Source organism: Pseudoxanthomonas suwonensis (genome assembly GCF_010093235.1).
GTDB classification, from domain to species: Bacteria; Pseudomonadota; Gammaproteobacteria; order Xanthomonadales; family Xanthomonadaceae; genus Pseudoxanthomonas; species Pseudoxanthomonas suwonensis.
Genome location: NZ_PDWP01000011.1, coordinates 56306 through 78695 on the forward strand (window position 1 = coordinate 56306; position 22390 = coordinate 78695).

The 22390-nt window shown below is 70.5% G+C and carries 22 protein-coding genes; 12 read left to right on the forward strand and 10 right to left on the reverse strand.

All coding sequences use genetic code 11. The annotated features are described in order from the left end of the window. Nucleotides 1-46: 46 nt before the first annotated feature. Nucleotides 47-775 (forward strand): pseudouridine synthase, encoded by a 729-nt coding sequence (locus CSC68_RS06940; RefSeq protein ID WP_162202794.1) that lies wholly within the window; start codon nucleotides 47-49, stop codon nucleotides 773-775. Further along, nucleotides 769-1866 carry a sensor domain-containing diguanylate cyclase gene (locus CSC68_RS06945; RefSeq protein ID WP_162202835.1) on the forward strand — a complete coding sequence of 366 codons (1098 nt, stop codon included), beginning with the start codon at nucleotides 769-771 and terminating at the stop codon, nucleotides 1864-1866. Before CSC68_RS06940 ends, CSC68_RS06945 begins: the two co-directional genes overlap by 7 nt. A gap of 1 nt (nucleotide 1867) precedes the next feature. Here the strand turns inward: CSC68_RS06945 and CSC68_RS06950 are convergent, their stop codons facing one another. The 5 genes from CSC68_RS06950 to CSC68_RS06970 form a co-directional block, all read right to left on the reverse strand. Then, nucleotides 1868-2809, reverse strand: a complete 942-nt coding sequence (locus CSC68_RS06950; protein ID WP_162202795.1) for a DMT family transporter — start codon at nucleotides 2807-2809, stop codon at nucleotides 1868-1870. A gap of 44 nt (nucleotides 2810-2853) precedes the next feature. Further along, a complete protein-coding gene (locus tag CSC68_RS06955; protein ID WP_162202796.1) occupies nucleotides 2854-3522 on the reverse strand; it encodes a DUF2238 domain-containing protein in 669 nt (222 codons plus the stop codon). A gap of 68 nt (nucleotides 3523-3590) precedes the next feature. Continuing rightward, nucleotides 3591-4427: a DUF72 domain-containing protein gene (locus CSC68_RS06960; RefSeq protein WP_162202797.1), complete on the reverse strand. Its 837-nt coding sequence runs from the start codon at nucleotides 4425-4427 to the stop codon at nucleotides 3591-3593. A 244-nt stretch (nucleotides 4428-4671) separates the two neighbouring features. Next, a complete protein-coding gene (locus CSC68_RS06965) occupies nucleotides 4672-6303 on the reverse strand; it encodes a serine hydrolase (protein WP_162202798.1) in 1632 nt (543 codons plus the stop codon). A gap of 771 nt (nucleotides 6304-7074) precedes the next feature. Then, nucleotides 7075-8874, reverse strand: a complete 1800-nt coding sequence (locus CSC68_RS06970) for a DUF885 domain-containing protein (RefSeq protein ID WP_162202836.1) — start codon at nucleotides 8872-8874, stop codon at nucleotides 7075-7077. A 135-nt stretch (nucleotides 8875-9009) separates the two neighbouring features. Here CSC68_RS06970 and CSC68_RS06975 point away from each other — a divergent pair, with 135 nt between their 5' ends. Further along, a complete protein-coding gene (locus CSC68_RS06975) occupies nucleotides 9010-9357 on the forward strand; it encodes a GFA family protein (RefSeq protein WP_162202799.1) in 348 nt (115 codons plus the stop codon). 22 nt (nucleotides 9358-9379) lie between these two features. On the opposite strand, the gene CSC68_RS06980 is transcribed toward CSC68_RS06975, so the two are convergent. Further along, nucleotides 9380-9673: a hypothetical protein gene (locus tag CSC68_RS06980; RefSeq protein ID WP_162202800.1), complete on the reverse strand. Its 294-nt coding sequence runs from the start codon at nucleotides 9671-9673 to the stop codon at nucleotides 9380-9382. A gap of 73 nt (nucleotides 9674-9746) precedes the next feature. Continuing rightward, nucleotides 9747-10682: a LysR substrate-binding domain-containing protein gene (locus CSC68_RS06985; protein WP_162202837.1), complete on the reverse strand. Its 936-nt coding sequence runs from the start codon at nucleotides 10680-10682 to the stop codon at nucleotides 9747-9749. A gap of 205 nt (nucleotides 10683-10887) precedes the next feature. On the opposite strand from CSC68_RS06985, the gene CSC68_RS06990 reads away from it, so the two are divergent. Continuing rightward, nucleotides 10888-11808, forward strand: coding sequence for a DMT family transporter (locus CSC68_RS06990; protein WP_246193474.1), 921 nt, complete (start codon nucleotides 10888-10890; stop codon nucleotides 11806-11808). A gap of 3 nt (nucleotides 11809-11811) precedes the next feature. On the opposite strand, the gene CSC68_RS06995 is transcribed toward CSC68_RS06990, so the two are convergent. After that, nucleotides 11812-12726 (reverse strand): peptidylprolyl isomerase, encoded by a 915-nt coding sequence (locus tag CSC68_RS06995; protein WP_162202801.1) that lies wholly within the window; start codon nucleotides 12724-12726, stop codon nucleotides 11812-11814. A 149-nt stretch (nucleotides 12727-12875) separates the two neighbouring features. Here CSC68_RS06995 and CSC68_RS07000 point away from each other — a divergent pair, with 149 nt between their 5' ends. The 4 genes from CSC68_RS07000 to CSC68_RS07015 all read left to right on the forward strand — a co-directional run bounded on the left by CSC68_RS07000 (nucleotide 12876) and on the right by CSC68_RS07015 (nucleotide 15891). Continuing rightward, a complete protein-coding gene (locus CSC68_RS07000) occupies nucleotides 12876-13241 on the forward strand; it encodes a PadR family transcriptional regulator (RefSeq protein ID WP_162202802.1) in 366 nt (121 codons plus the stop codon). Next, entirely contained in the window at nucleotides 13238-14161 is a 924-nt protein-coding gene (locus CSC68_RS07005) for a sensor domain-containing protein (RefSeq protein ID WP_162202803.1), read from the forward strand. Before CSC68_RS07000 ends, CSC68_RS07005 begins: the two co-directional genes overlap by 4 nt. Nucleotides 14162-14246: 85 nt before the next feature. Further along, complete coding sequence (locus CSC68_RS07010; RefSeq protein WP_162202804.1) at nucleotides 14247-14918, forward strand: hypothetical protein; 672 nt, start codon at nucleotides 14247-14249, stop codon at nucleotides 14916-14918. A 244-nt stretch (nucleotides 14919-15162) separates the two neighbouring features. Continuing rightward, nucleotides 15163-15891 (forward strand): hypothetical protein, encoded by a 729-nt coding sequence (locus CSC68_RS07015; protein WP_162202805.1) that lies wholly within the window; start codon nucleotides 15163-15165, stop codon nucleotides 15889-15891. 79 nt (nucleotides 15892-15970) lie between these two features. On the opposite strand, the gene CSC68_RS07020 is transcribed toward CSC68_RS07015, so the two are convergent. Continuing rightward, nucleotides 15971-17218: a polyhydroxyalkanoate depolymerase gene (locus CSC68_RS07020; protein ID WP_162202839.1), complete on the reverse strand. Its 1248-nt coding sequence runs from the start codon at nucleotides 17216-17218 to the stop codon at nucleotides 15971-15973. A 108-nt stretch (nucleotides 17219-17326) separates the two neighbouring features. Further along, nucleotides 17327-18190, reverse strand: coding sequence for a pirin family protein (locus CSC68_RS07025; RefSeq protein ID WP_162202806.1), 864 nt, complete (start codon nucleotides 18188-18190; stop codon nucleotides 17327-17329). Between the two features lie 190 nt (nucleotides 18191-18380). Between CSC68_RS07025 and gpmA the strand changes: the two genes are divergently transcribed. The 4 genes from gpmA to CSC68_RS07045 all read left to right on the forward strand — a co-directional run bounded on the left by gpmA (nucleotide 18381) and on the right by CSC68_RS07045 (nucleotide 22379). After that, nucleotides 18381-19130 carry a 2,3-diphosphoglycerate-dependent phosphoglycerate mutase gene (gene gpmA, locus CSC68_RS07030; RefSeq protein WP_162202807.1) on the forward strand — a complete coding sequence of 250 codons (750 nt, stop codon included), beginning with the start codon at nucleotides 18381-18383 and terminating at the stop codon, nucleotides 19128-19130. Nucleotides 19131-19188: 58 nt separating this feature from the next. Next, complete coding sequence (locus tag CSC68_RS07035) at nucleotides 19189-19575, forward strand: Na+:solute symporter (RefSeq protein ID WP_162202808.1); 387 nt, start codon at nucleotides 19189-19191, stop codon at nucleotides 19573-19575. Nucleotides 19576-19936: 361 nt separating this feature from the next. Further along, entirely contained in the window at nucleotides 19937-22042 is a 2106-nt protein-coding gene (locus tag CSC68_RS07040; protein WP_246193475.1) for a TonB-dependent siderophore receptor, read from the forward strand. Nucleotides 22043-22067: 25 nt separating this feature from the next. Next, nucleotides 22068-22379, forward strand: a complete 312-nt coding sequence (locus CSC68_RS07045) for an iron uptake protein (RefSeq protein WP_162202809.1) — start codon at nucleotides 22068-22070, stop codon at nucleotides 22377-22379. The last annotated feature ends 11 nt before the right edge of the window (nucleotides 22380-22390 follow it).

The following is a 22390-nucleotide window of genomic DNA, read 5'->3' on the forward strand; positions in this document are numbered from 1 at the left end:
TGCGCCGGGCGCGGCGGAGGTGGCCCGGGCAGCGGATAATGCCGCCATGACCGAAGAAGCCATCCGCCTCAACAAACACATCGCCGGAACCGGCTTCTGTTCGCGCCGCGAGGCCGATCGCCTGATCGCCGAGCGCCGGGTGACCGTCAACGGCCAGCCGGCCGGGGTCGGCGCGGTGGTGGGCGAGGGCGACGAGGTCCGGATCGACGGGCAGCCGCTGAATGCCCGTGCAGCCAAGCCGGGCAAGCGCCGCCACGTCTACATCGCCCTGAACAAGCCGGTCGGCATCACCTGCACCACCGAAAGCTCGGTCAAGGGGAACATCGTGGACTTCGTTGGCCACGAGCAGCGCATCTTCCCGATCGGCCGCCTGGACAAGGACTCGGAAGGCCTGATACTGCTGACCAGCAACGGCGATATCGTCAACGAGATCCTGCGCGCCGAGAACGGGCACCAGAAGGAGTACCTGGTGGCGGTGAACAAACCGGTGACCGACGAGTTCCTGCGCGGCATGTCCCGCGGCGTGATGGTGCACGGGCAGATGACCCTGCCGTGCCGGGCCAGCCGCATCGCCAAGTTCGGCTTCCGCATCGTGCTGCGGCAGGGCCTGAACCGGCAGATCCGGTTGATGGCCGCGGCCTTCGGTTACCGCGTCACCCAGCTGCGCCGCGTGCGCATCGACAACATCAAGCTCGGCGCGCTCAAGCCCGGGCAGTGGCGCAACCTGACCCTGGAGGAACTGCGGGGCCTGCTCCCGCAGTTCACGGACTGGTGAGCGCGGACCTGCCCGCGGTAGCTCCACGTCCGGCGCGCCCGGACAACGAGGCCGAGCGGCTGGCGGCGCTGCGCGCCTCGCGCCTGCTGGATACGCCGCGGGAGCAGTCCTTCGACGACCTGGTCGCGCTTGCGGTGGCGGTGACCGGCGCATCGATGGCGGCGGTCTCCCTGGTCGACGCCGAGCGCCAGTGGTTCAAGGCGCAACATGGATTCAACGCCTGCGAAACGCCGCGCGACGTCGCCTTCTGCGCGCACACCATCCTCGATCCGCAGCGCGTCCTGGTGGTGGAGGATGCGACCCGCGACCCGCGCTTCGAACACAACCCGCTGGTCACCGGCGAGATGGGCATCCGCTTCTACGCGGGCGTGCCGCTGCTGGATGCCGAGGGCCACGCGCTGGGCAGCCTGTGCGTGTTCGACACCCGGCCGCGCCCGCTGGGCGAGGCCGAAATGCGCGCGCTGCAGGCGCTGGCCCGCCAGGCCGGCTTCCTGATCGAACTGCGCCGCACCACCGAGGCGCTCAACCTGTACGTCAACGAATGCGCCTGGTACGAGCGGCGGCTGCTGCACTATTCGGAACTGCTGGAGGCACAGAACGCCGACCTGGCGCGGCAGACCCGCACCGATCCGCTGACCGGCCTGGCGAACCGCCGCGGCTACGGCGAAGTGCTGGGCGCGGCGCTGGAGCGTGCCGAACAGGAGGGCACGCCGTTGTCGGTGGCGATCGTGGACCTGGACCACTTCAAGCGGGTCAACGATTCGCTGGGGCACGGCGAGGGCGATCGCGTGCTGGTGCGGGTCTCGCAGGCGCTGGACGAGAAGATGAAAGGCGTGGGCCTGGCGGCGCGCTACGGTGGCGAGGAGTTCGCGCTGCTGTTGCCTGGCGCCGACCTGGAGCATGCCCACGAACATTGCCGGATGTTGTGTCGCGCGCTGGCGGTCATGCAGGACTGCGGCGGGGTGACCGCCAGCATCGGCGTCGCCCAGTGGCGTCCCGGCGAGGAGCCCGGAGCTGCCCTGTCGCGCGCCGACGCGGCGCTTTACCGTGCCAAGCTCGGCGGCCGCAACCGGGTCGAACTGGCTTCCTGAGTCAGTCGACCAGCTGCCGCGCGGCGTCCGGCGCCGTAGCCGCCGCGGGGGCGCGCCGGCGTGACAGCAGCGGGTCCAGGAACACCGCGCCAAGCACGATGGCCACGCCCAGGTAGAACTGGCCGCTGAGCTCGCGCTGCTCGCCCAGCAGCAGCGCGGCCAGCACGATCGCGTACACCGGTTCGAGGTTGGTGATCAGCTGCACCGCGTAGGCGCTGAGCTGGCGCAGCGCCATCAGCGCCAGCGCGAACGGCAGCAGGGTGCAGGCCAGGGCCAGCAGGAGCAGCAGCCCGCCATCGCGCGGGCCGGGCAGGGCCAGCAGCTCGCCGGCGAACGCCGGCAGCAGCAGTGGCATCAACGGCGCCAGGGCGGTCAGGGCCAGGGTGCCGGCGCCCAGTTCCAGCGCGGTGACGGTGAGGGGATCGGCGTGGTCGACCAGGCGCTTGTTGAGCGAACCGAACATCGCCACCAGCAGGGCCGACACCGCGCCCACGGCGACGCCCGCGCGCATGCCGTCCGGCACCCCGCCCACCACCAGGGCCACGCCCGGCAGCACCGCCACGCCCAGGACCAGCTCGCGCAGGCGGAATGGGCGGCGTGCGACCCACGGCTCGATCACCGCGGTGAACACCGGCGCCAGGGCGATGCAGGTGGCGGCCACGGAGGCGTTGGCCAGCTTGATCGCGCCGTAGAAGGTCAGCCAGTGCAGGCCCACCAGCACGCCGATGCCGGCGTAGCCGGCGGCCAGCCGCGGCGTCAGGGTGCGTAGGCCGCGCCAGACCCGTGGCAGCAGGGCCAGGGCGGCGACCACGATCAGCATGCGCCACCACACCAGGGGCAGCGCCGGCAGTTCGATCAGCTTGCCGAGGATGGCGGTGAAGCCCCACAGCAGCACGCAGAAGTGCACCTGCAGCAGGGCACGGGTATGGGGGTTCATCGGCATGGCGCATTATCGCCCGGCAGCGCGCCCGGCGCCCGTCGCCGAAGTCATGGATTGGCGGTCGGACGGCCCGGCGCCAGCCAGCCGGCCAGGCCCAGCGCGGCCACCGAGACCATGGCGCCGAGCATCGCCAGCAGCATGTCCTTCTGTGCGTCCCACTCGTCGCCCTGGGTGCCCAGGTAGGCCTGGCCGAGGTCGCCGCCGAACACGCTGGCGGCGAGCCATTCGAAGATCTCGAACAGCAGCGCGTGCGACATGATGAAGGACACCGGCAGCACGTAGCGCCACGGTCCGCGCGGCGGGGCCACCCGCTCCAGCAGCTGCACGCAGACCGGGGCCAGCAGCAGGCCGTAGCTGAAGTGCACCAGCCGGTCGTAGGTATTGCGCTGGAACCCGAACAGGGCGTCGACCGAGAAGCCGAAGTTGCGCTGGAAGAATGCGTCGTACGGCACTTCGGCGTAGGTGTAGTGCGCGCCGACCGCGTGCAGCACCCCGAACGCGAACAGGCCGATGCAGCTGGGCCAGGCCAGGGGCATGCGCCGCCACACGAACGGCAGCGCCGCCACCGCGACCACCACCAGTGCGTTCTCCAGCGCCCAGTCCTCGCGGTAGCTGGGGTCGATCGCCAGTGCGATCCAGACCACCGCATAGGCGGCGAGCAGGGCCAGGGCATGGCGGGTGGGAACGGGGCGGCGTGCGGGTGCGGCGTGGCTCATGGGCGCGCATCCTCGCACGGACCACGCACGCCGGGCAGCGGCGGCCGCCGCTGCGGCGACGGGCGGCCTCAGGCCGCGGACAGGCGCTGCAGCAGGGCCTGGGCCGCGGCCGGGTTGCGTTCCTTGGCCGCCGCGATGAAGAACACGAAGGCCTCGCGTGGCTGGCCCGGGGGCAGCAGCGGGCCGACATGCGGCAGGTCGTCCGGATCGCGGCCCTCGCTCCAGTCCCTGGCGCGCGCGGCCCAGGCATCCAGCTCGGCGCCGGTGTAGCCCTGTGGCAGCCCGGCGCGGGCCTGCATGATCCGTGCATAGGTGAAGTCGGCAGTGATGTCGCCGAAGGACGGATGCTCGTCGGAGGCGGCCGAGACCAGGGCGATGCCGTGGCCGCGCAGCAGGTCCAGCAATTGCGGGGTGAACAGGGCCGCATGCCGTAGTTCCAGCGCGTGGCGCAGCGGGAGGTCGCCGGCCTGGCGCGGGAGCAGGGCGAGGAAATCGCCCAGCGCATCCAGCGACGGGCTCTGCCCGCGGTCGAACTGCCACAGGATCGCGCCCAGGCGGTCGCCCAGGGTGGCGATGCCGCCGACGAAGTCCTCCACCTGCGCGCCGGTGCCGGCGAGGCGGCGGCTGGCCATGATCCGCTTCGGCGCCTTGGCGGTGAACACGAAGCCGGGCGGGGTTTCGTCGCGCCAGCGGGCATAGGTGTCCGGCTTCTGCGCGCCGTAGTAGGTGCCGTTGATCTCGATCGCGGTGACATGGCGGCTGGCGTATTCCAGCTCGCGCCGCTGCACCAGCTTCTCCGGGTAGAACACGCCGCCGCGCCAGGGGGCGTAGGTCCAGCCGCCGATACCGACGTGGATGCGGGGAGCGCCGGGCGTGGCGGGCGCGGGATCGAACAGGTCGGACATGGCGGCGGCCGGGCTGGGGGAACACGGATCCTAGCGGAGCCGCCGTGCCGCGGGTGCATGGCAAAAGCGCCCGTCACCTGGCGTTTGCCGGCACGACGTGCTTGCGCTGCGCGTGCCGGCGACTTGGATGCGTAGCCCGGGTAAGCGAAGCGCACCCGGGGCCGACGCGCCTGCCGGGACTCGCAAAAGCGCCGTCGCCCGGCGTTGCCGGCACGTCGGCGCTGGCGCTGCGCGTGCCGGCGGCTTACTCGACCGGCTCCAGGACCAGGTCCTGGAAATCGAAGCTGAAATCGGTGAGCTCGGAGGCCGCTTCCATCCGCGCCTCGCGCACCTTGCCGTCGGCGTCCAGGCTGAAGGTCACGAAGGCATCGCCGTTGAGCGTGCGCTCGTCCCACTTCGCCAGGAAGGTGTCGTGCTGCCAGTGCTCGAGGCGGCCGACCAGCAGCGGGCTGGCACCGAAGCGCATGCCCAGGCGGCCGTTCTCCAGGGTGACGTGCACGTCTCCATACCAGCGGTCGCGGTAGGTGCCGGCATAGCCGGACAGCGGCAAGGAGGGCTTGCTGCGCGCATTGCGCGCCTGCACGCGCTTTTTCCAGGCCTCCTCGGCGCGCCGGCGGGACTTGTCCGCGCCTGCGGCATAGGCCGCCACCCAGTCGTTGCGTTCCGCCGGCTGGATGAAGGCATCGAGCACGTGCATGGTGATGGCGTTGAACGCGGGGCCGGATTCCTGGTTGGTCAGCACCACCACCCCCAGGCCCAGCTCCGGCACCAGGGTCACGCGCGAGACGTGGCCCGGCCAGCCACCGGAATGCCAGACCAGCTTGTGGTCGCGATAGGTCGACAGGAACCAGCCCAGGCCATAGCCGAGGAAGTCCGGCTTCGTCGCCGCCAGCTCCGGCACCGGAGGCTCGCTGATGTCCATCGGCGAGTGGAGCGACCACATCTCCTTCTGCCGCTCCGGCGAGAACAGCGCCTGCCCGCGGCCATCGGCATCGGTGTAGCGACCGCCGGCCAGCTGCGCGTTCACCCAGCGCGCCATGTCGTGCGCGCTCGAGTAGAGGCCACCGGCGCCTGATGCGTTGTGCCAGGTCACGTCGAAGGTCGGGCGCAGGGTGGTGAAGTCGGCCCTGGCATGGCCGGTGGCGGCGCGGTCGCCCGGACGCAGGGCGTCGGCATTGGCGCGGGTGTCGGCCATGCCCAGCGGGTCGAGGAAGCGCTCCTGCAGGAAGTCCGCGAACGACTGCCCGCTGGCCTGCTCGATCACCAGGGTCGCCGCCGCGTAGAGGATGTTGTCGTAGGCGTAGCGCTCGCGGAAGCCGGTCTTCAGCGGCACATGGGCCAGGCGCCGCACCACTTCGGCGGTGTCGTAGGTGCTGCCCGGCCAGAACAGCAGGTCGCCCGCGCCCAGGCCCAGGCCGCTGCGATGCGTGAGCAGGTCGCGCACCTTCATGTCCGCGGTCACGTAGGGATCGGACATGCGGAACCACGGCAGGTGGTCGGTGACCCTGTCGTCCCAGGACAGCCGGCCCTCGTCCACCAGCACGGCCAGCGCCGCCGCGGTGAAGGCCTTGGTGTTGGAGGCGATGGCGAACTGGGTATGGGCATCCACCGGACCGGCCTTGCCCATCTCGCGCACGCCCCAGCCGCCTTCGAACAGGACCTGGCCATCCTTGACCACGGCCACCGCGATGCCCGGCACCTCGAAGCGATCGCGCACCCGCTCCACGAATGCGGAAAGCTGCGCCGGGTCGAGGCTCGCGGCCTGCGCCCCGGCGACCTGCGCGACCTCATCGGCGGCGCGTACCGGCGCGGGTGCGGACGCGGCCAGGCCCAGCGCGAGCAGGCAGGACAGGTGCAGCGACAGGGAACGGGGCATGGCCGGGATCCATGTTTGGAGGATTGGCCGATTCTAGGCCGCGCCGCCCGCCTCCCGCAGCGCCCGGCGCCCGAATCCCGGATGCAACCAGGGTCCCGGCGGTGCGCGCGTGCCTCCATGTGCGACCACGCTAGCGCGGCTGTCCATGGCCGTTGCCAGGACACACTTGGCGCATCGCGTTTTCGGCAGGCGCGTCGGCCCCGGGTGCGCTTCGCTTACCCGGGCTACGCATCCAAGTCGCCGGCACGCGCAGCGCAAGCACGTCGTGCCGGCAAACGCCAGGTGACGGGCGCTTTTGCGAATCCCGGATGCAACCAGGTGTCCCAGCCGCCCGGGCGCACCTTCCCGTGCGACCACGCTAGTGCCATCGATGGCCGTTGCCAGCACACACTTGGCGCATCGCGTTTTCGGCAGGCGCGTCGGCCCCGGGTGCGCTTCGCTTACCCGGGCTACGCATCCAAGTCGCCGGCACGCGCAGCGCAAGCACGTCGTGCCGGCAAACGCCAGGTGACGGGCGCTTTTGCGAATCCCGGATGCAACCAGGGGCACGGCCGCCCGGGCGCACCTCCCGTGCGATCTCGTTAGCGCGGCCGTCCATGGCCGTTGCCGACGTTGGCGCATAGCATTCTCGGCAGGCGCGTCGGCCCCGGGTGCGCTTCGCTTACCCGGGCTACGCATCCTACGCATCCGCGCCCGTCGTCCCGGTGAGGCCGGGGTCGTGACCGCTCTTGCGAATCACGAATCACCAATCACCAATCACCAATCCCGGTCTTACTCGATCGGCTCGTCCAGGATCAGCTGGCGCACGAAGCGCACCGGCGGCGCGCCGTAGGACAGGACCTGGTCGTGGTAGGCCTTGGCCTGAAAGGCTTCGCCGCGCTGCTGTTCCACCGCCTTGCGCATGTCGAAGTGCTCCTGCACGCCGACGAAGTACGTCGGCAGCTGCGCGGAGGTGAGCTGGGCGCGCACCCACTTGCCCGCAGCCTCGCGTTCCTGCTGGAAGGTCTGGCGCACCATCAGGTCCATGGCCTGCTCGCGGCTCCAGCCGTCCACGTGCACGCCCTGGTCCAGGATCGCGTTGGCGATGGTGCGCAGGTAGAACTTCAGCTGCACCAGGCGGAACAGCGGGTCGTTGTCGAGGTAGCCGGCGTCGGCCATGACCTTCTCGGTGTAGACCGCCCAGCCCTCGGCGAACATGCCCGAGCGCATCACCGCGCGCAGGGTCGAGGGATGGCGCGCCGAGTGCCAGCCTTCCAGGTAGTGGCCGGGCGTGCCCTCGTGGATGCTCAGCAGGTGGATCATGCGCGAGTTGTATTCGCGCAGGAACGAGTCGACCTGCTCCTCGGTCCATTCGTCCGGGATCGGCGAGACCGCGTAGAAGGTCTTGAGGTGCTTGTCCAGCGGGCCGGGCGAGTCGCAGTAGGCCACCGCCACGCCGCGCTGGAACTCCGGCATCTCGATGATTTCCACCGGGGCATCCGGCAGGGTGACCAGGTCCTTCTGCCGCACGAACTCGGTGGCCTGGGCCAGCGCCGCCTCGGCGTCGGGGACCACACGGTCGCGCGCCGGGCGTTCGGCATAGGCCAGCTCCAGGGCGGCCTCGATCGCCGCCTGCTGCTGTTCGGGGGCAGGCGAGTCCGGCAGCGCGGGCGCATCCGCGCGGCCCGAAAGAACGTCGCGGGCGATGCCGTACATCTCGTCGCGCACGCGGGCCAGCTCGGCCTCGGCGCGCTGCTTGATCTCGGCGCGCGACAGCGAGGACAGCAGGGCGAACTGCAGCTTGCGGTCGTACAGGTCCGCGCCGATGCGGAAGTCGCCCTTCGCGTTCGGCACCAGGGTCTTGTCCAGCCATTGCTGGTGTTCGGCCACGGCCGCGCGCAGGCCTTCGATCGCCGCCTCGGCAGCCTGGCGGTCGCCGGCTTCCAGCTGGTCCAGCGACGGGGTGACGAAGGTATCCACCAGGCCGAGCAGGCCTGCGTTCTGGCGGGCCACGGTCTCGGCATGGATCTTTGGCACCCGGGCCGGGTCGAGGTTGGCGCGGGCCTGTTCCAGCAGCGCGGGGATCTTCTGCATCCGCGCGGTGGCGGACTTCAGACGCTCCGGCAGCGGCGCGAAGTCGCGCGCCATCAGCCCGTAGATCGCGCTGCCGGCAAGGCCGCTGTACACCTGCGGGTCCCATGCCCAGGCCTGGAACACCTCGGCGCTCCAGATGTCGTACTCCAACTGGTTGCGCAGGATCGCCGCGTCGACCTGGTTCTCGCGCGACAGCGTGGTGGTGTCGAGTGCATCGAGTTCGGCCAGCAGGGCGCGGGTGGCCTCCAGCGCCTGGCGGCGGCCCTCGGCGGACAGGTCGTCGATCTCCGCGTCGTAGCGGTGGTCGCCGATCTGGGTCGCGCTGACCGGGGACAGCCGCATCCAGGTATCCAGCGCGCGCTGGGACAGTCCGGCGAAGGCGGCATCGGCCGGGCTCTGGGCGGTGGCGGCGGGCGTGGCGCCGTGGTCCGGGGCTTCGGTCTTCTGGCAGGCGCCCAGCGCGGAGAGCAGGGCGATGGCGAGCAGGCAGGGACGCAGCATCGGGGTCATGGGCTTCGCAGGGTGTGGTGAAAGCGGCCAGCATAGGCCCATCGGCGCCCGCTTTGCCCCTGTCATTTGGCTTGGCGGCCCGCGGGGCATAGGCTGGCCCCGGGATCATCCAGGAGGGGAGCCATGAAATACCAGGGAAGCTGCCATTGCGGCGGCATCGCCTTCACCGTGGAAGGCGAGATCGGCCAGGTGGTCGACTGCAACTGCTCCATGTGCCGCCGCCGCGGCGCGCTGATGTGGTTCCTGCCGGCCAGCGCGTTGAAGCTGTCCACGCCGCGCGGGCAGATGGGGACCTACCTGTTCAACCGCAGGCACATCCGCCACCACTTCTGCCCGAACTGCGGCATCGCCCCGTTCGGCGAGGGGGATGCGCCGGACGGCACCCCGACCGTGGCAGTCAACGTACGCTGCCTGCCCGAGGTCGACCTGGCCACCCTCAAGGTGGTCCACTTCGACGGCGCCAGGCTGTAGGCGCAAGGGTGCGCCGGGGAGGCTATTCCTCCCCGGCCTCGAACTCGACCACCAAGCCCATGCGCACCGAAAGTTCCTCCACCGCCGCGCGCACCCGGCGGGCGGTGTAGTCGTTCGGGGCCTCGACCTCCAGGTCGTGCGCGCCGGGGCCGATGTCGTCGGACAGTCCCGCCGAGCTGGAGTCCTCGTCGTCCAGCCTGGGCATCAGGTCCGCGACTTCCTCGACGTGCTCGATGCCCTCGATGCTCTGCAGGAGGTCGGCGACGGCGCGCAGGTCGTCCGGGCTGCCGATGATGCGTAGGCGAAGCAGGGGCATGGCGGCTCTCCTCGTGTGTGGCAGCGAGCCTAGCCACGCCGGTTTCAACGCCGGGTGAGGAATGCGGCCCGGCTCAGGCCCGGCGGCGGGAGCGCGCCGGGCGACGCCCGGGTGCATCGGCCCACGGGGCTTGCTGGGCCTGCTGCTTGATCCAGTCGATGAACCGCGACGCGGCCGGGGACAGCGGCCGGTGCGCCGGGTAGACCGCGTAGTAGGCGAAGCGCGCCTTCATCACCGGACCTGGCAGCCGCACCAGTTCGCCGCGTTGCAGCCAGTCCAGGGCCAGGTGGCGGCGGGCCAGGGCCGCGCCGATGCCGAACGCGGCCGCGCGCATGGCGTCGGAGCTGTCGCTGAAACTGTGCATCGCCGGCAGCTCCAGCCCGCGCACGCCGGCGGCGCGGAACCAGTCGCGCCAGCCCTGCTGGGTGAGGTCGGAGATCAGCGGCAAGGCGGCGATCTGGCGCGGTTCGCTGATCCCGGCCACGCCGGCCAGGCGCGGCGAAGCGACCGGGAACATCGCATCGTCCATCAGGTGGTGCGCCACCAGCCCGGGCCACTGGCCGGGCCCGTAGCGGATGGCCAGGTCCGGCCCGCCTTCGTCGAAGCGCGCGAACACCGGCGTGGTGTCGATCTCCAGGCGGATGTCCGGATGCGCTGCGCAGAACTGCGGCAGGCGCGGCAGCAGCCAGCAGTGCACCAGCGAATGCACGGTGCTGATCTTCAGCAGCCGGGTGCCTGCGTCGGGCCTGAGGTTGCCGGCCACCGCCGAGACATCCGCCAGCGCCGCGGTCGCCGCGTCGGCCAGCTGCCGGCCCTCGGGCGTCAGGGTGACGCCGCGTGCGTGGCGCTGGAACAGGGTCGAACCCAGCAGCGATTCCAGCTTGCGTACGTGGTGGCTGACCGCGCTGGCGGTCAGGTGCAGTTCCTCGGCGGCATGGGCAAAGTTCTGGTGTCGCGCCGCGGCGGCGAACACCGCCAGGGCCGGCAGCAGGGCAGGGCGGATGACCATGGGAGGCATGAACCAGATTTGTGGCTCGCACCGATACTACGCGCTTGTCGCCATCGGCCGCGACGCGGAAGCTGTCGCCATCGAACCGGCGCTGCCATGTCCGGAAACGGCGAGCAGGGTGGCAGTCACCGGTGCAGCATCGTCCCCAGGCCGTGGCGCCGCGTCGGCGCCCGGACGGCCGTTCCGATACCCGAGGAGATACCCGATGGATGGCTCCAAGCAATGCCTGGATGCTGGCGCTGCCGCATCCCCACCCGTTGCACCGGCGGATGCGGGCCGCGACTGGCGCACGCCGCTGGAACTGCTCGCGCTTGGCGCGGTGTGGGGCGGCTCGTTCCTGTTCATGCGCGTGGCCGCGCCCGAGTTCGGCCCCTATGCGCTGGTGGAGCTGCGGCTGGCGCTGGGCGCGCTGGTCCTGCTGCCGTTCCTGTGGCTGGCGCGGGCGCGGTTCCCGCTGCGCATCTGGCCCAAGCTGGCGGCGATCGGCGTGGTGAACTCGGCCCTGCCGTTCCTGCTGTTCGCCTGGGCGGCACAGCGCGCGCCGGCGGCGATCGGCGCGATCTGCAACGCCATGGTCGTACTGTTCGCCGCGCTGGTCGCGTACCTGGCCTTCGGCGAGAAGATCGGCACCCGCCGCGCGCTGGCGTTGCTGACCGGCTTCATCGGCGTGGTGGTGCTGGCCACGGCCAAGGTCTCGGGGCTGAGCATCGGCCCGGCGGTGCTGGCGGGCGCCACGGCTGCGCTGCTGTATGGCATCGGCCTGAACCTGGTGAAGCGGCACATGGTCGGGCTGCCGCCGGCCGCTTCGGCGGCGGTGACCCTGGGTTGCTCGGCCGTGCTGCTGCTGCCGCTGGCGATCAGCCACTGGCCGGCGCAGGACGTGTCGGTGGCGGCCTGGGGCGCGGCCGTGGGCCTGGGCGTGCTGTGCACCGGACTGGCCTTCATCTACTTCTACGGACTGATCCACCGCATCGGCGCGGCGCGCACTTCCACCGTGACCTACCTGGTGCCGCTGTTCGGCGCGCTGTTCGCCTGGATCTTCCTCGGCGCGCCGGTGACGCCGACCATGCTGGTGGCCGGCGCCATCATCCTGGGCAGCGTGGCCATCAGCCAGCGCGCCCGCTGAGCGTCATTCGGCGGCCACGCGCACCGGCAGGGGCACGTTGCACAGGTCGATGTGGCCGGCCGGGCGGTGGTAGAACGCGTCGCGGCGGTTGCGGCGCGATTCCACCAGCTCGGCGAAGCTTGCGCTGTCGGTGCGCAGGGCCTGCAGGCGCAGGCGCTCGCCGGCCGGCAGGCTGCTGGCGAGGCGCACCGAACGGATCGGCACGTGCATGGCCGGGTCTTCGTGGAAGCCCATCGGTTCGGGCCCGCGTGGCAGCGCGCTGAGCAGTTCCATGCCCTGGACCACGCGCCCGACCACGGTGATGTTGCGGTCCAGCTGGCGTGGCGACTGGCCGATGACCACGTACAGCTCGGCGCCGACGCTGCTGTCCGGCTCCAGGTCGCGGCCCGCGCCGACCATGCCGTAGCAGTGCGCCAGCCAGGCCTTGCCCGCGACCGGATCGCGCCCGGCCGGGAAGCCCTCGGCGAAGCCGACCTGCGGCGCCCAGCCGTCCGCGTCCGGCAGCTCGGTGAACTCCAGTCCCGCGGCACTGCGCTCGAACTCCGCCGGCAGCCTGCGACGGGCGCCGCCGAGGTCCCTGGCGCCGGCCGGGTCGTCGGCGTTGGCGTCGCCGAACTGGACCACGAAGTTGTCCTGCACCCGGTAGATCGCGGCTCCGTCCCAGAAACCTTCGCCGGCCAGGGTGCGGATGTTGCGCACGTGGGCCGGGGCGAACCCGGGGGCCAGTTCGATCACCACCCGTCCGCTGTCCAGGTCCATGTACAGGGTCCGCTCCGGGTCCAGCTCGCGCCAGTCGGCCGCCGGGGCCGACGCGAGGATCTCCTGCATCCCGCGGACCTGGGGCTGGGCCGGGGCATGGAGGGGGGCGAGGGCGGCGCACAGGGCGCAGGCGAGCAGGGCGGGGCGCAGCAGGGACATGGGCGTCACCGGCGGGGAGGAAGCCCGGATTCTGGCCGCGGCGGGCGCCAGGAACCAGTCCGCCGGCCCGGATGACTATCGGCACATCCGCTATACCGAACTTAAGAATAGATTGGCCCGAGCCTGCAGGAGCAGGCGAGGAGCGATCCATGACCGACACCGAGGCACAGCTGAAGAAGTTCCAGAAGGAGCTCAGCGCCGGGACCGTGTCGCTGACCCTTCTGGCTGTCCTGGCCCGGGCGAGCGAGCCGCTGTACGGCTACCTCATCGCCAAGCGCCTGGAGCAGGTCGGTGGCGGGGTGCTGGCCGGCAAGCAGAGCGCCCTCTACCCGGTGCTGCGCAACCTGGAAGGGGCCGGCCTGCTGGACAGCCACGTCGAGCCGTCCGACGCCGGTCCGCCGCGCCGCTGCTACCGCATCACCGCCGGCGGCCGCGAGGTCCTGGCGCAGTGGGCCGCCGCCTGGCGCGCCACCCGAGATTCCGTCGATTCCGTCCTGGAGGGGGTACCCGCATGAACGCCACGCACGGCCGGCCACTGCCGACCACCATCCCGCAATACCTGGAGCAGCTGCGCGAGGCGCTGCGTGGCGCCGACCCGGCCATGATCCAGGACGCCCTCTACGACGCCGAGGAATACCTGCGCTCGGAGCTGGCCGAACAGGCCGGGCGCGACGAGGCCGAGGTGATCGCTTCGGTGGCCGGCAGCTACGGCGCGCCGGAGGAAGTGGCCGAGATCTACCGCGAGACCGAGGTCACGGTGAACCGCGCGCTGCGTCCGCCGCGCCCGCGCCAGCAGCGTTCGCTGCCTGGCCGTTTCTTCGGCGTGGTCGCCGATCCGTACACCTACGGCGCGCTGTTCTACATGCTGCTGTCGCTGGCCACCGGCGTGTTCTATTTCAGCTGGGTGGTCACCGGCGCGAGCACCTCGCTCGGCCTGCTGGTGCTGATCATCGGCGTGCCGCTGCTGCTGCTGTTCCTGCTTTCGGTGCGGCTGCTGTCGCTGGTGGAAGGACGCATCGTCGAGGTGCTGCTGGGCGTGCGCATGCCGCGGCGGCCGCTGTACACCCAGCGCGACAAGCCCTGGCTGACGCGCATCGGCGAGCTGTTCACCGACGGCCGCACCTGGACCGCGATGGCCTACCTGCTGGCGATGCTGCCGCTGGGCGTGGCGTACTTCAGCTTCACCGTGACCCTGCTGGCGATCAGCATCTCGCTGGTGGTGGCGCCGGTGGCGGCGATGTTCGGCTGGTGGCATGGCCCGGGCATCTACCTGGAGGGGCTGCACTTTTCCCTGGCCGACAACCTGCCCGGATCGCTGCTGGCGTTCGTGGTCGGCGTGCTGCTGCTGTTCGTGACCCTGCACCTGGCGCGCCTGGTCGGCCGCTTCCACGGCTGGCTGGCCAAGCACCTGCTGGTACGCAACCCGGTGGTCTGAAGGCCACCGCCGCCGGCCGGTGCCGCGGGCGCCGGCCGGTCTTTCCCGAGTCCTTCCACTGCATGCCGTCAAGGCAGGAGCCCGTATGTCCAAGGAAAGTGCAAACGTGCCGAGCTCGAACCTGGTGCTGTGGTCGCTGGTCGTCGGAGCGTGGGGCCTGCTGGCCGTGCAATGGTTGCTGCCGGATGCCCGTGCCACGGCCAGGACGGCGGCCGCGCCGCAGGCCTTCGGCGAGAGCAGCGTCGAGCGGATCAACGTGGTCGATGGTAACGGCCGCACGCGGCTGGTGATTGCCAACAGCGAGCGTTTCCCGGATCCGGTGGTGCGCGGCAAGGTTCATGCGCGCAGCATCCGCAACGCCGCCGGCATGGTCTTCTACGATGCCGACGGCGTGGAAACCGGCGGCCTGGCCACCATGACCAGTCCCGGAGGCCAGCGCATGGCCGGGACCATCTTCGACTTCAACCACCAGCCCACCGACGGCATCGGCATCATGAAGTCCGAGAGCGCGGACGGAAGCAGCTGGATGGCGGGCCTGGCCATCGCCGACCGACTGCCGTACGCCGGGGGCGATATCCAGACCACCGAGGGCGTGTCGCGGATCATGCTGTCCAACCGCAACCGCGATGCCTCGCTGGAGATCACCGATACCAGCGGGCGGCCGCGCATCCGCATCGGCGTCGATGCCAACGACGTGCCGCGGGTCGAGGCCCTCGATGCAGACGGCAAGGTGGTGGGCCAGTTGCCCCAGGCCTGAGCATCCCGGCGCGACAGGAACAAAGGCCGCCCATGGGCGGCCTTTCCGTTTCGGCGAACATAGGCGCGAGCCCAGCCCGCGCATATCCGGCGACGAAGTCACGCACCTGCGCCGCGTCCGCGATCCTTTCACCTGGTGTGTTTGGCTGGCCGTCTGCATGGATGGTCCACAGGCGCTGTCGGTGCGCAATCCGGTGGTAACTTCACCCGCGCCGTGATCGTGCGGCGTCTATGGAGAGGACGACATGAAGCAGAGCACCGCGATGCGCTGGCTGCTGGCCTATTCAGGGGCGTTGACGGTGGCCGTATGTGCCTTCCTGCTGACTGGCGCGGCTGCGCCGGGCAAGCGTGCCAGCTTCGAGGAGATCGACGTGCAACGCATCAACGTGCGCGAGCCGGACGGCACGCTGCGCCTGGTCGTATCGAACCGGACGCGTTTCCCGGGCTGGATCTTCCGCGGCGAGGAGCACCGCCATCCGCGCGAGGTCGCCGGCATGCTGTTCTACAACGATGAGGGCACGGAGAACGGTGGCCTGGTCTTCGGTGGCTCGCGCGGTCCGGATGGAAAGCCCCGTGCAGGAGGGCATTTTTCCTTCGACCAGTACGAGCAGGACCAGGTAGCCACGTTCGGTCAGTACGAAAGGGATGGCATCCGCTGGGCGGGAGTCACGGTGCTGGACCAGCCCGATGGATCGGTCGAGCCGGTGGTCGAGCACCTGGAGGAGCTGAACGCATTGCCGGCGGACGAGAGGCAGAAACGCCAAGTCGAACTTGCCGGCGGGCCGGCCCATGTCCAGCGCGTGTTTCTGGGCAAGGACCATGAGCGCTCCTCCCTGCTGTCCCTGAAGGACGCCGAGGGCAGGGTCCGGCTGGTGCTGAGGGTGGCCGCCGACGGCGCTGCCGCAGTCGAGTTCCTGGACGAGGCCGGCAAGGTGGTGCGCCGGCTGGCGCCAGAGGACATCACCGCGCAGTGAGCGCGCAGCCGGGCATCCCGGTCCTGCAAGAAGAAAGGCCGCCCATGGGGCGGCCTTTCCGTTGTGCCATGTGTAAGGTTCAGTCGCGCGCGTACCTGGCGATGAAGTCGCGCACCTGCGGGTAGACCTTCTCGCGCCAGCGGCGGCCGCTGAAGATGCCGTAATGGCCGGCGCCTTCCACGGTCAGGTGCTTCTGGTGCGACTTGGCGATGCCGCTGCACAGGTCGTGCGCGGCCTCGGTCTGGCCCTGGCCGGAGATGTCGTCCAGTTCGCCCTCGATGGTGAACAGGGCGGTGTCCTTGATCGCCGACGGATCCACGCGCTCGTCGCCGATGACCCACTCGCCGCGCGGCAGCAGGAATTCCTGGAACACGATGCGGATGGTGTCCAGGTAGTACTCGGCGGGCATGTCCAGTACCGCGTTGTACTCGTCGTAGAAGCGGCGGTGCGCCTCGGCGTCCTGCAGGTCGCCCTTGACCAGGTCCGAGTAGAAGTCCCAGTGCGACATGAAGTGGCGGCTGGGGTTCATGGCGATGAAGCCGGCGTGCTGCAGGAAGCCCGGGTACACCGCGCGGCCCTGGCCCGGGTACGGCGGCGGCACGGTGTGGATGACGTTGTTCTCGAACCAGGACAGCGGATTGCGCGTGGCCAGGTTGTTGACCGCGGTGGGGCTGCGGCGGGCGTCGAGGGGGCCGCCCATCATCACCAGCGAGCGCGGGATCGGCTCGCCGCGTCCGGCCATCAGCGACACGGCGGCCATGACCGGGACGGTCGGCTGGCAGACGCTGATCACGTGCAGGTCGCGGGCGCCGATGTGGCGGATGAACTCCTCGATATAGGCGACGTAGTCGTCCAGGCCAAACGCGCCGGCCTCGGTCGGCACCATGCGCGCGTCGACCCAGTCGGTCACGTAGACCTTGTGGTCGCGGAGCAGGGTGCTGACGGTGTCGCGCAGCAGGGTGGCGTGGTGGCCGGACAGCGGCGCGACCACCAGCACCACCGGGTCGTCCTTCATCGCGGCAATGGTCGCGGCGTCGTCGCTGTAGCGCTTGAAGCGCACCAGCCGGCAGAACGGCTTGCGCAGCGCCTCCTGCTCGAGCACCGGGACCTGACGGCCCTCGACCTCGACCTCGTGGATGTTCCAGGCCGGCTTTTCGTAATCCTTGCCCAGGCGGTGGACGAGCTCGTTGCTGGCGGCGATGCGTTCGGCGCCCGGCAGCGAGGAAGCCCAGCTGGTGGGGTCGGAGAAGATGCGCGCGTTGGCTTCGGCCAGATGGACCCAGGGGGCCATCATGGCGCGGTTCAATTCATGCAGCTGGTAGAGCATGGAGGGACCACGCTTGGAGTCTGGCTGTTGCATCGCAACATCGTAACCGAATCAGGCGTGTGCACGGCGTGCCTGTCGCTATCGCGATGAGACGGCCTCCTGTCCGGTTCAGCGCTGGGGCAGGGGGATGAATTCCGGGTCGCCCTCGATGCTGCCGAAGCGGCCCTCGAGCCAGTCCTGCTTGGCCTGCTCGATCCGTTCCTTCGAGCTGGACACGAAGTTCCACCAGAGGTGGCGGTGACCATCCAGCGGCTCGCCGCCCAGCAGCATGGCCTTCAACGGGGTGAGGGCCCGCAGTACCGGCCGCGTGCCGCGATCCGGCAGCACCAGGTGGCGCGCGGGGATGTCCCTGCCATCCAGCTGCGCCTCTCCCTCGAGGATGTACAGCGCCCGTTCGGCATGGCCGTCGTCCAGGGCCAGCTCCGCGTCCGGCGCCAGGTCGATGGCGACGTTGAGGGTGTCGCTGAACACCTGCACCGGCGACTCCTCGCCGTAGGCACGCCCGGCCAGGACCCGCAGCCAGGCGCCGGCGCGCTGCTGCTGCGGCAGTGTCGCGGCCGGGTGGTGGAAGAAGGCCGGCGCGGTCTCCTCATGGGTCTTGGGCAGCGCGATCCAGGTCTGCATGCCGTGCGCCTGGCTGCCGGCCACCCGCTCCGCGGCGGGGGTGCGCTCGGAGTGGGCGATGCCGCGCCCGGCGGTCATCCAGTTGATGTCGCCCGGACGGATCACCTGGTCCGACCCGAGGGTGTCGCGATGGTGGATCGCGCCGTCCCACAGGAAGGTCACCGTGGCCAGGCCGATGTGCGGGTGCGGGCGCACGTCCATGCCGTGGCCGCGTTCGAACACCACCGGTCCCATGTGGTCGACGAACACGAAGGGCCCGACGCTGCGTGCCTGCAGGGTGGGGACGGCCCGGCGCACCAGGAAGCCGTTGCCGAGGTCGTGGACGCGGGGTTCGACGATCGTTGTCATGGGGCGCTCCGGCGGGAAGACCGGGCGCAGCATTGCACGGTCCGGCGGCAGGCGCGTACACGGGCGGCGCGACGGTGCTTTCCGTCCGTTCCTGCGGCGTCGCCATACGCGCCGGAACGGACGGAAACCGTGCGCCTTGCCGCTAGAATCGGCGACTCGCTTCCGACCCACGAACCGGAGACCCCACACAGTGACCCGCAAGCTTGTCCTGCTGCGCCACGGCCAGAGCCAGTGGAACCTCGAGAACCGCTTCACCGGCTGGGTCGACGTCGACCTGACCGAGCAGGGCCGTGCCGAGGCGGCCGCCGGCGGCCGGCTGATGCGCGAGGAGGGCCTGCGCTTCGACGTGGCCTATACCTCCACCCTCAAGCGCGCCATCCGCACCCTCAACCTCGCGCTGGGCGAGCTGGACCAGGACTGGATCCCGGTGCACAAGAGCTGGCGCCTCAACGAGCGCCACTACGGCGCGCTGCAGGGCCTGGACAAGGCCGAGACCGCTGCCAAGCACGGCGAGGAACAGGTCAAGATCTGGCGCCGTTCGTACGACATCCCGCCGCCGGCGATGGATCCGTCCGACGCCGGCCACCCGGCCAACGACCCGCGCTATGCCGGCCTGGACCGCAACGTGCTGCCGGCGACCGAGTCGCTGGCCACCACCCTGGACCGGGTGCTGCCGTACTGGCACGACGCCATCGCGCCGTCGCTGAAGTCGGGGAAGACGGTGCTGGTGGCCGCGCACGGCAACTCGCTGCGCGCGCTGTACAAGTACCTCAACGACGTCTCGAAGGAAGACATCCTCGAGCTCAACATCCCCACCGGCATCCCGCTGCTGTTCGAGCTGGACGACGAGCTGAAGGTGGTCTCGCACCGCTACCTGGGCGACCCGGAAGCGGCGGCCCGCGCCGCCGCGGCCGTCGCCGCCCAGGGCAAGGCGAAGTAGGACACCACCCAGGCACCCGGCTCCGGCCGGGTGTCGCGTTTCGTGCGGAGCACACCCCATGCGCATCCAGCGAACCCGCGCGCGCCTTGCCGGCATCCTCGCGATCACGGCCGTGGTCGCCCTCCAGGCCGTGATCGGCTTCGGCTGCCATGGCCAGGACCTGCACGCGTTCGCCGTCGGGTTCGGGGTCTTCGTGCTGCCGCCCCTGGTGCCGGCTCTGGTAGCGCTGGGCACCGCCAATCCGCTGCGGGCGGTCGGCGCCTGCGCGCTGTTCGCACCCTGGCTGCTGTGGGCCGGTTACGTGGGCTGCATCCGGCCCGATGCCGGGGGTGGGGCGTCCATGGCATATGTGCCGGTACTGCTGTACGGCTTCCCCAGCGCCGTGCTGGGTGCGCTCCTGGCCGGGCCGGTGTGCCGCCGGCTGGGCATCGCCATCGACCCCTGATCCGCGCCGTACAGCAGGTGCGGGATCGTGGTGCTTGCGGAATGAGAGCGATTCGCATTTAATGCGCGCAGCAGCTCCACCCAGGACGGCCGCAGGGACCCGCGGCCGCCGATGCAGCGCCGGGAAAGGCGAGGCACTCCAAGGCAGCAGGCTGCACAGCCCGGCACCGGACGCATGAGCGGCCGGCCAGGGCGTTACCGCTGCCGCCACCGCCATGCCACTGCTCCATGCCGCCCCAACGCCTGAAACCGCCATCGCGGTTGGCTTGGGCGGGCGGGGCCGGAGCCCGGCGACCGGCCTTCCATGTCCTTCCCGGAGCCGTCACGTGAGTCCTCGCTGCACCCCGTCGTTTCCCGTCCCGATGCCTGCCCCCCGCCGCCGCACCCTTGCCGCGTGCGTGGCGATGGCCCTCGCGCTGGCCGCGCCCGCCGCGTCCGTGCTGGCCGAGGAGAGCGGCGTGCCGGCCGCCCCCGAGCTGGACGCGGTCCTGGTGGTCGCGCAGCGCGCCAGCCGCGCCAGTACCGGCGCCACCAACCTCGACCTGGAGATCAAGGAGACCCCGCAGTCGATCAGCGTGGTCACCGCCGAGCAGATGCACCTGTTCGGGGCCGACAGCGTCAACGAGGCCCTGCGCCTGGCCACCGGCGTGCAGGTGGACGAGTGGGAGACCAACCGCACCAGCTACAGCTCGCGCGGTTTCGACATCCTCAACACCCAGATCGACGGCGTCGGCATGCCCAACAGCTGGGGCATCGCGACCGGCGCCTTCGACACGGCCGGCTACGAGAAGGTCGAAGTGATCCGCGGCGCCAACGGCCTGCTGACCGGGGTGGGCAACGCGGCCGGCACCATCAACTACGTGCGCAAGCGCCCGACCAACGAGCGGCAGGGCAACGTGGGCATCAGCCGCGGCACCTGGGACACCACCCGCGCCGAGCTGGACTACTCCACGCCGTTCACCGCCGACGGTACTTGGGCCGGTCGCGTGGTGGCCGCGCACGAGGACGGCCATTCCTGGCTGCGCGCCAACAGCAACGAACGCGACTTCGTCTACGGCGTGGTCGATGGCCAGGTGGGCGCAAACGGCACCCTGGCATTCGGTTATTCCTACCAGCGGGCCAAATCCGACGGGATCATGTGGGGCGCGCTGCTGTTTGCGAACAACGACGGCACCCAGGCGCAGTGGCCGACCAGCGCCACCACCACCCAGGACTGGACGTACTGGAACACCACCAACCACACCGCCTTCGTCGAATACGCCCATCGGCTCGGCGACGCCTGGCAGCTGAAGGCCGCCTACAACTACCGCCGCGCCACCGGCGACGACCGCATGTTCTATGCCTTCGTCGGCGGCGACGGGTTGGACCCGGATACCGGCCTCGGGCTCCAAGGCTTTCCCTGGGGCGGCGACGACCGGCAGACCGCGCACCTGGGTTCGCTGGTACTGGATGGCCGCTTCCAGTGGCTGGGCCGCGAGCACGAGCTGGTGGTGGGCGCCAGCGTGTCGCGCAGCGACACCGACGGCTGGCAATACGACGCCGACCCGGCGTCGCCGGCCTGGGGGGCGCTGCCGGCCTTCCCGTATCCCACCGACGCCATCCCCGAGCCGGCCTGGGGCGAGCGCACGCTGTACTCGGTGCTGGACCAGCGCCTGAAGCGCGTGTTCGGCGCCACCCGCATTGCCATGACCGACCGCTTCAAGGCCATCCTCGGCGCCAACTTCGCCGAGTACCGGCGCAGCGGCGACCTGGAGGGGACGGCGTTCGACCAGACCACCCGCCATACCAGTCCCTATGCCGGTTTCACCTTCGACTTCAGCGACCAGGTGCTGGGTTACGTCAGCTACTCGGACCTGTACCAGCCGCAGGACCAGGTCGACGAGGACAACCGCTACCTCGATCCCAGCAAGGGCGTGAACTACGAAGCCGGCATCAAGGCCAGCTGGCTGGACGACCGCCTGCTGACCACCGTGGCCGTGTTCAAGGCCGACCAGCAGAACCTGGCCACGCCGGTGGGCGTCAACGACCTGGGCACCTACATCTATGCCGGCGTGGACGTGGAATCGCGCGGCGTGGAACTGGAAGCCACCGGCCGCATCAACGACCACCTGGACGTGGTGGTGGGCTATACCGCCCTCGAGCTGGACGGACTGGATGGCGACGACACCTATTCCTGGGTGCCACGCCGCAGCGCCAACCTGCTGCTCGGCGGCCGCGTGCCCGGTTACGAAGCCTTTTCCTGGGGCGTCGGCGGACGCTGGCAGGGCCGCATCTTCAACGGCACGGTCAGCCAGGACAGCCATGCGGTGCTCAACGCGTACGCGGCCTGGGACTTCCTGCCCAACGCGACCGTGCGCATCAACGCCGGCAACATCGGCGACGAGAAGTACATCAACACCCTCCGCTACGGTGCCGGCTACTACGGCGCCCCGCGCAACTACACCCTGAGCCTGGACTGGCGTTTCTGACGCCGGCCCCGCAGGAGACGCAGCCATGTCCGCCACGACCGTCCGTTCCCGCCCTCCACGCCTGCAGCTTGCCGCGCGGGTAGGCGCCGGCGTGGTGGGCGGCTATGTCTTCGCCTGGGGCTTCATCGCCGCCGGCATGGCGTTGATGTTCAAGGCCGGGATGGAATTCCACGATGCCGAGTTCGTCGCCAGCGCGCTGGGCCTGCTGCTGTGGCTGGTGGCGCTGCTCAGCGTGGTCGCCGGGCGCCGCCATCCGGCCTGGGCCTGGCTGGGGCTGGTCGGCGGCGGCGCGCTGCTGGCGGCGCTTGGCTCGTTCGTGCAATCGACGATGGCCTGAAGGAGGCGCGC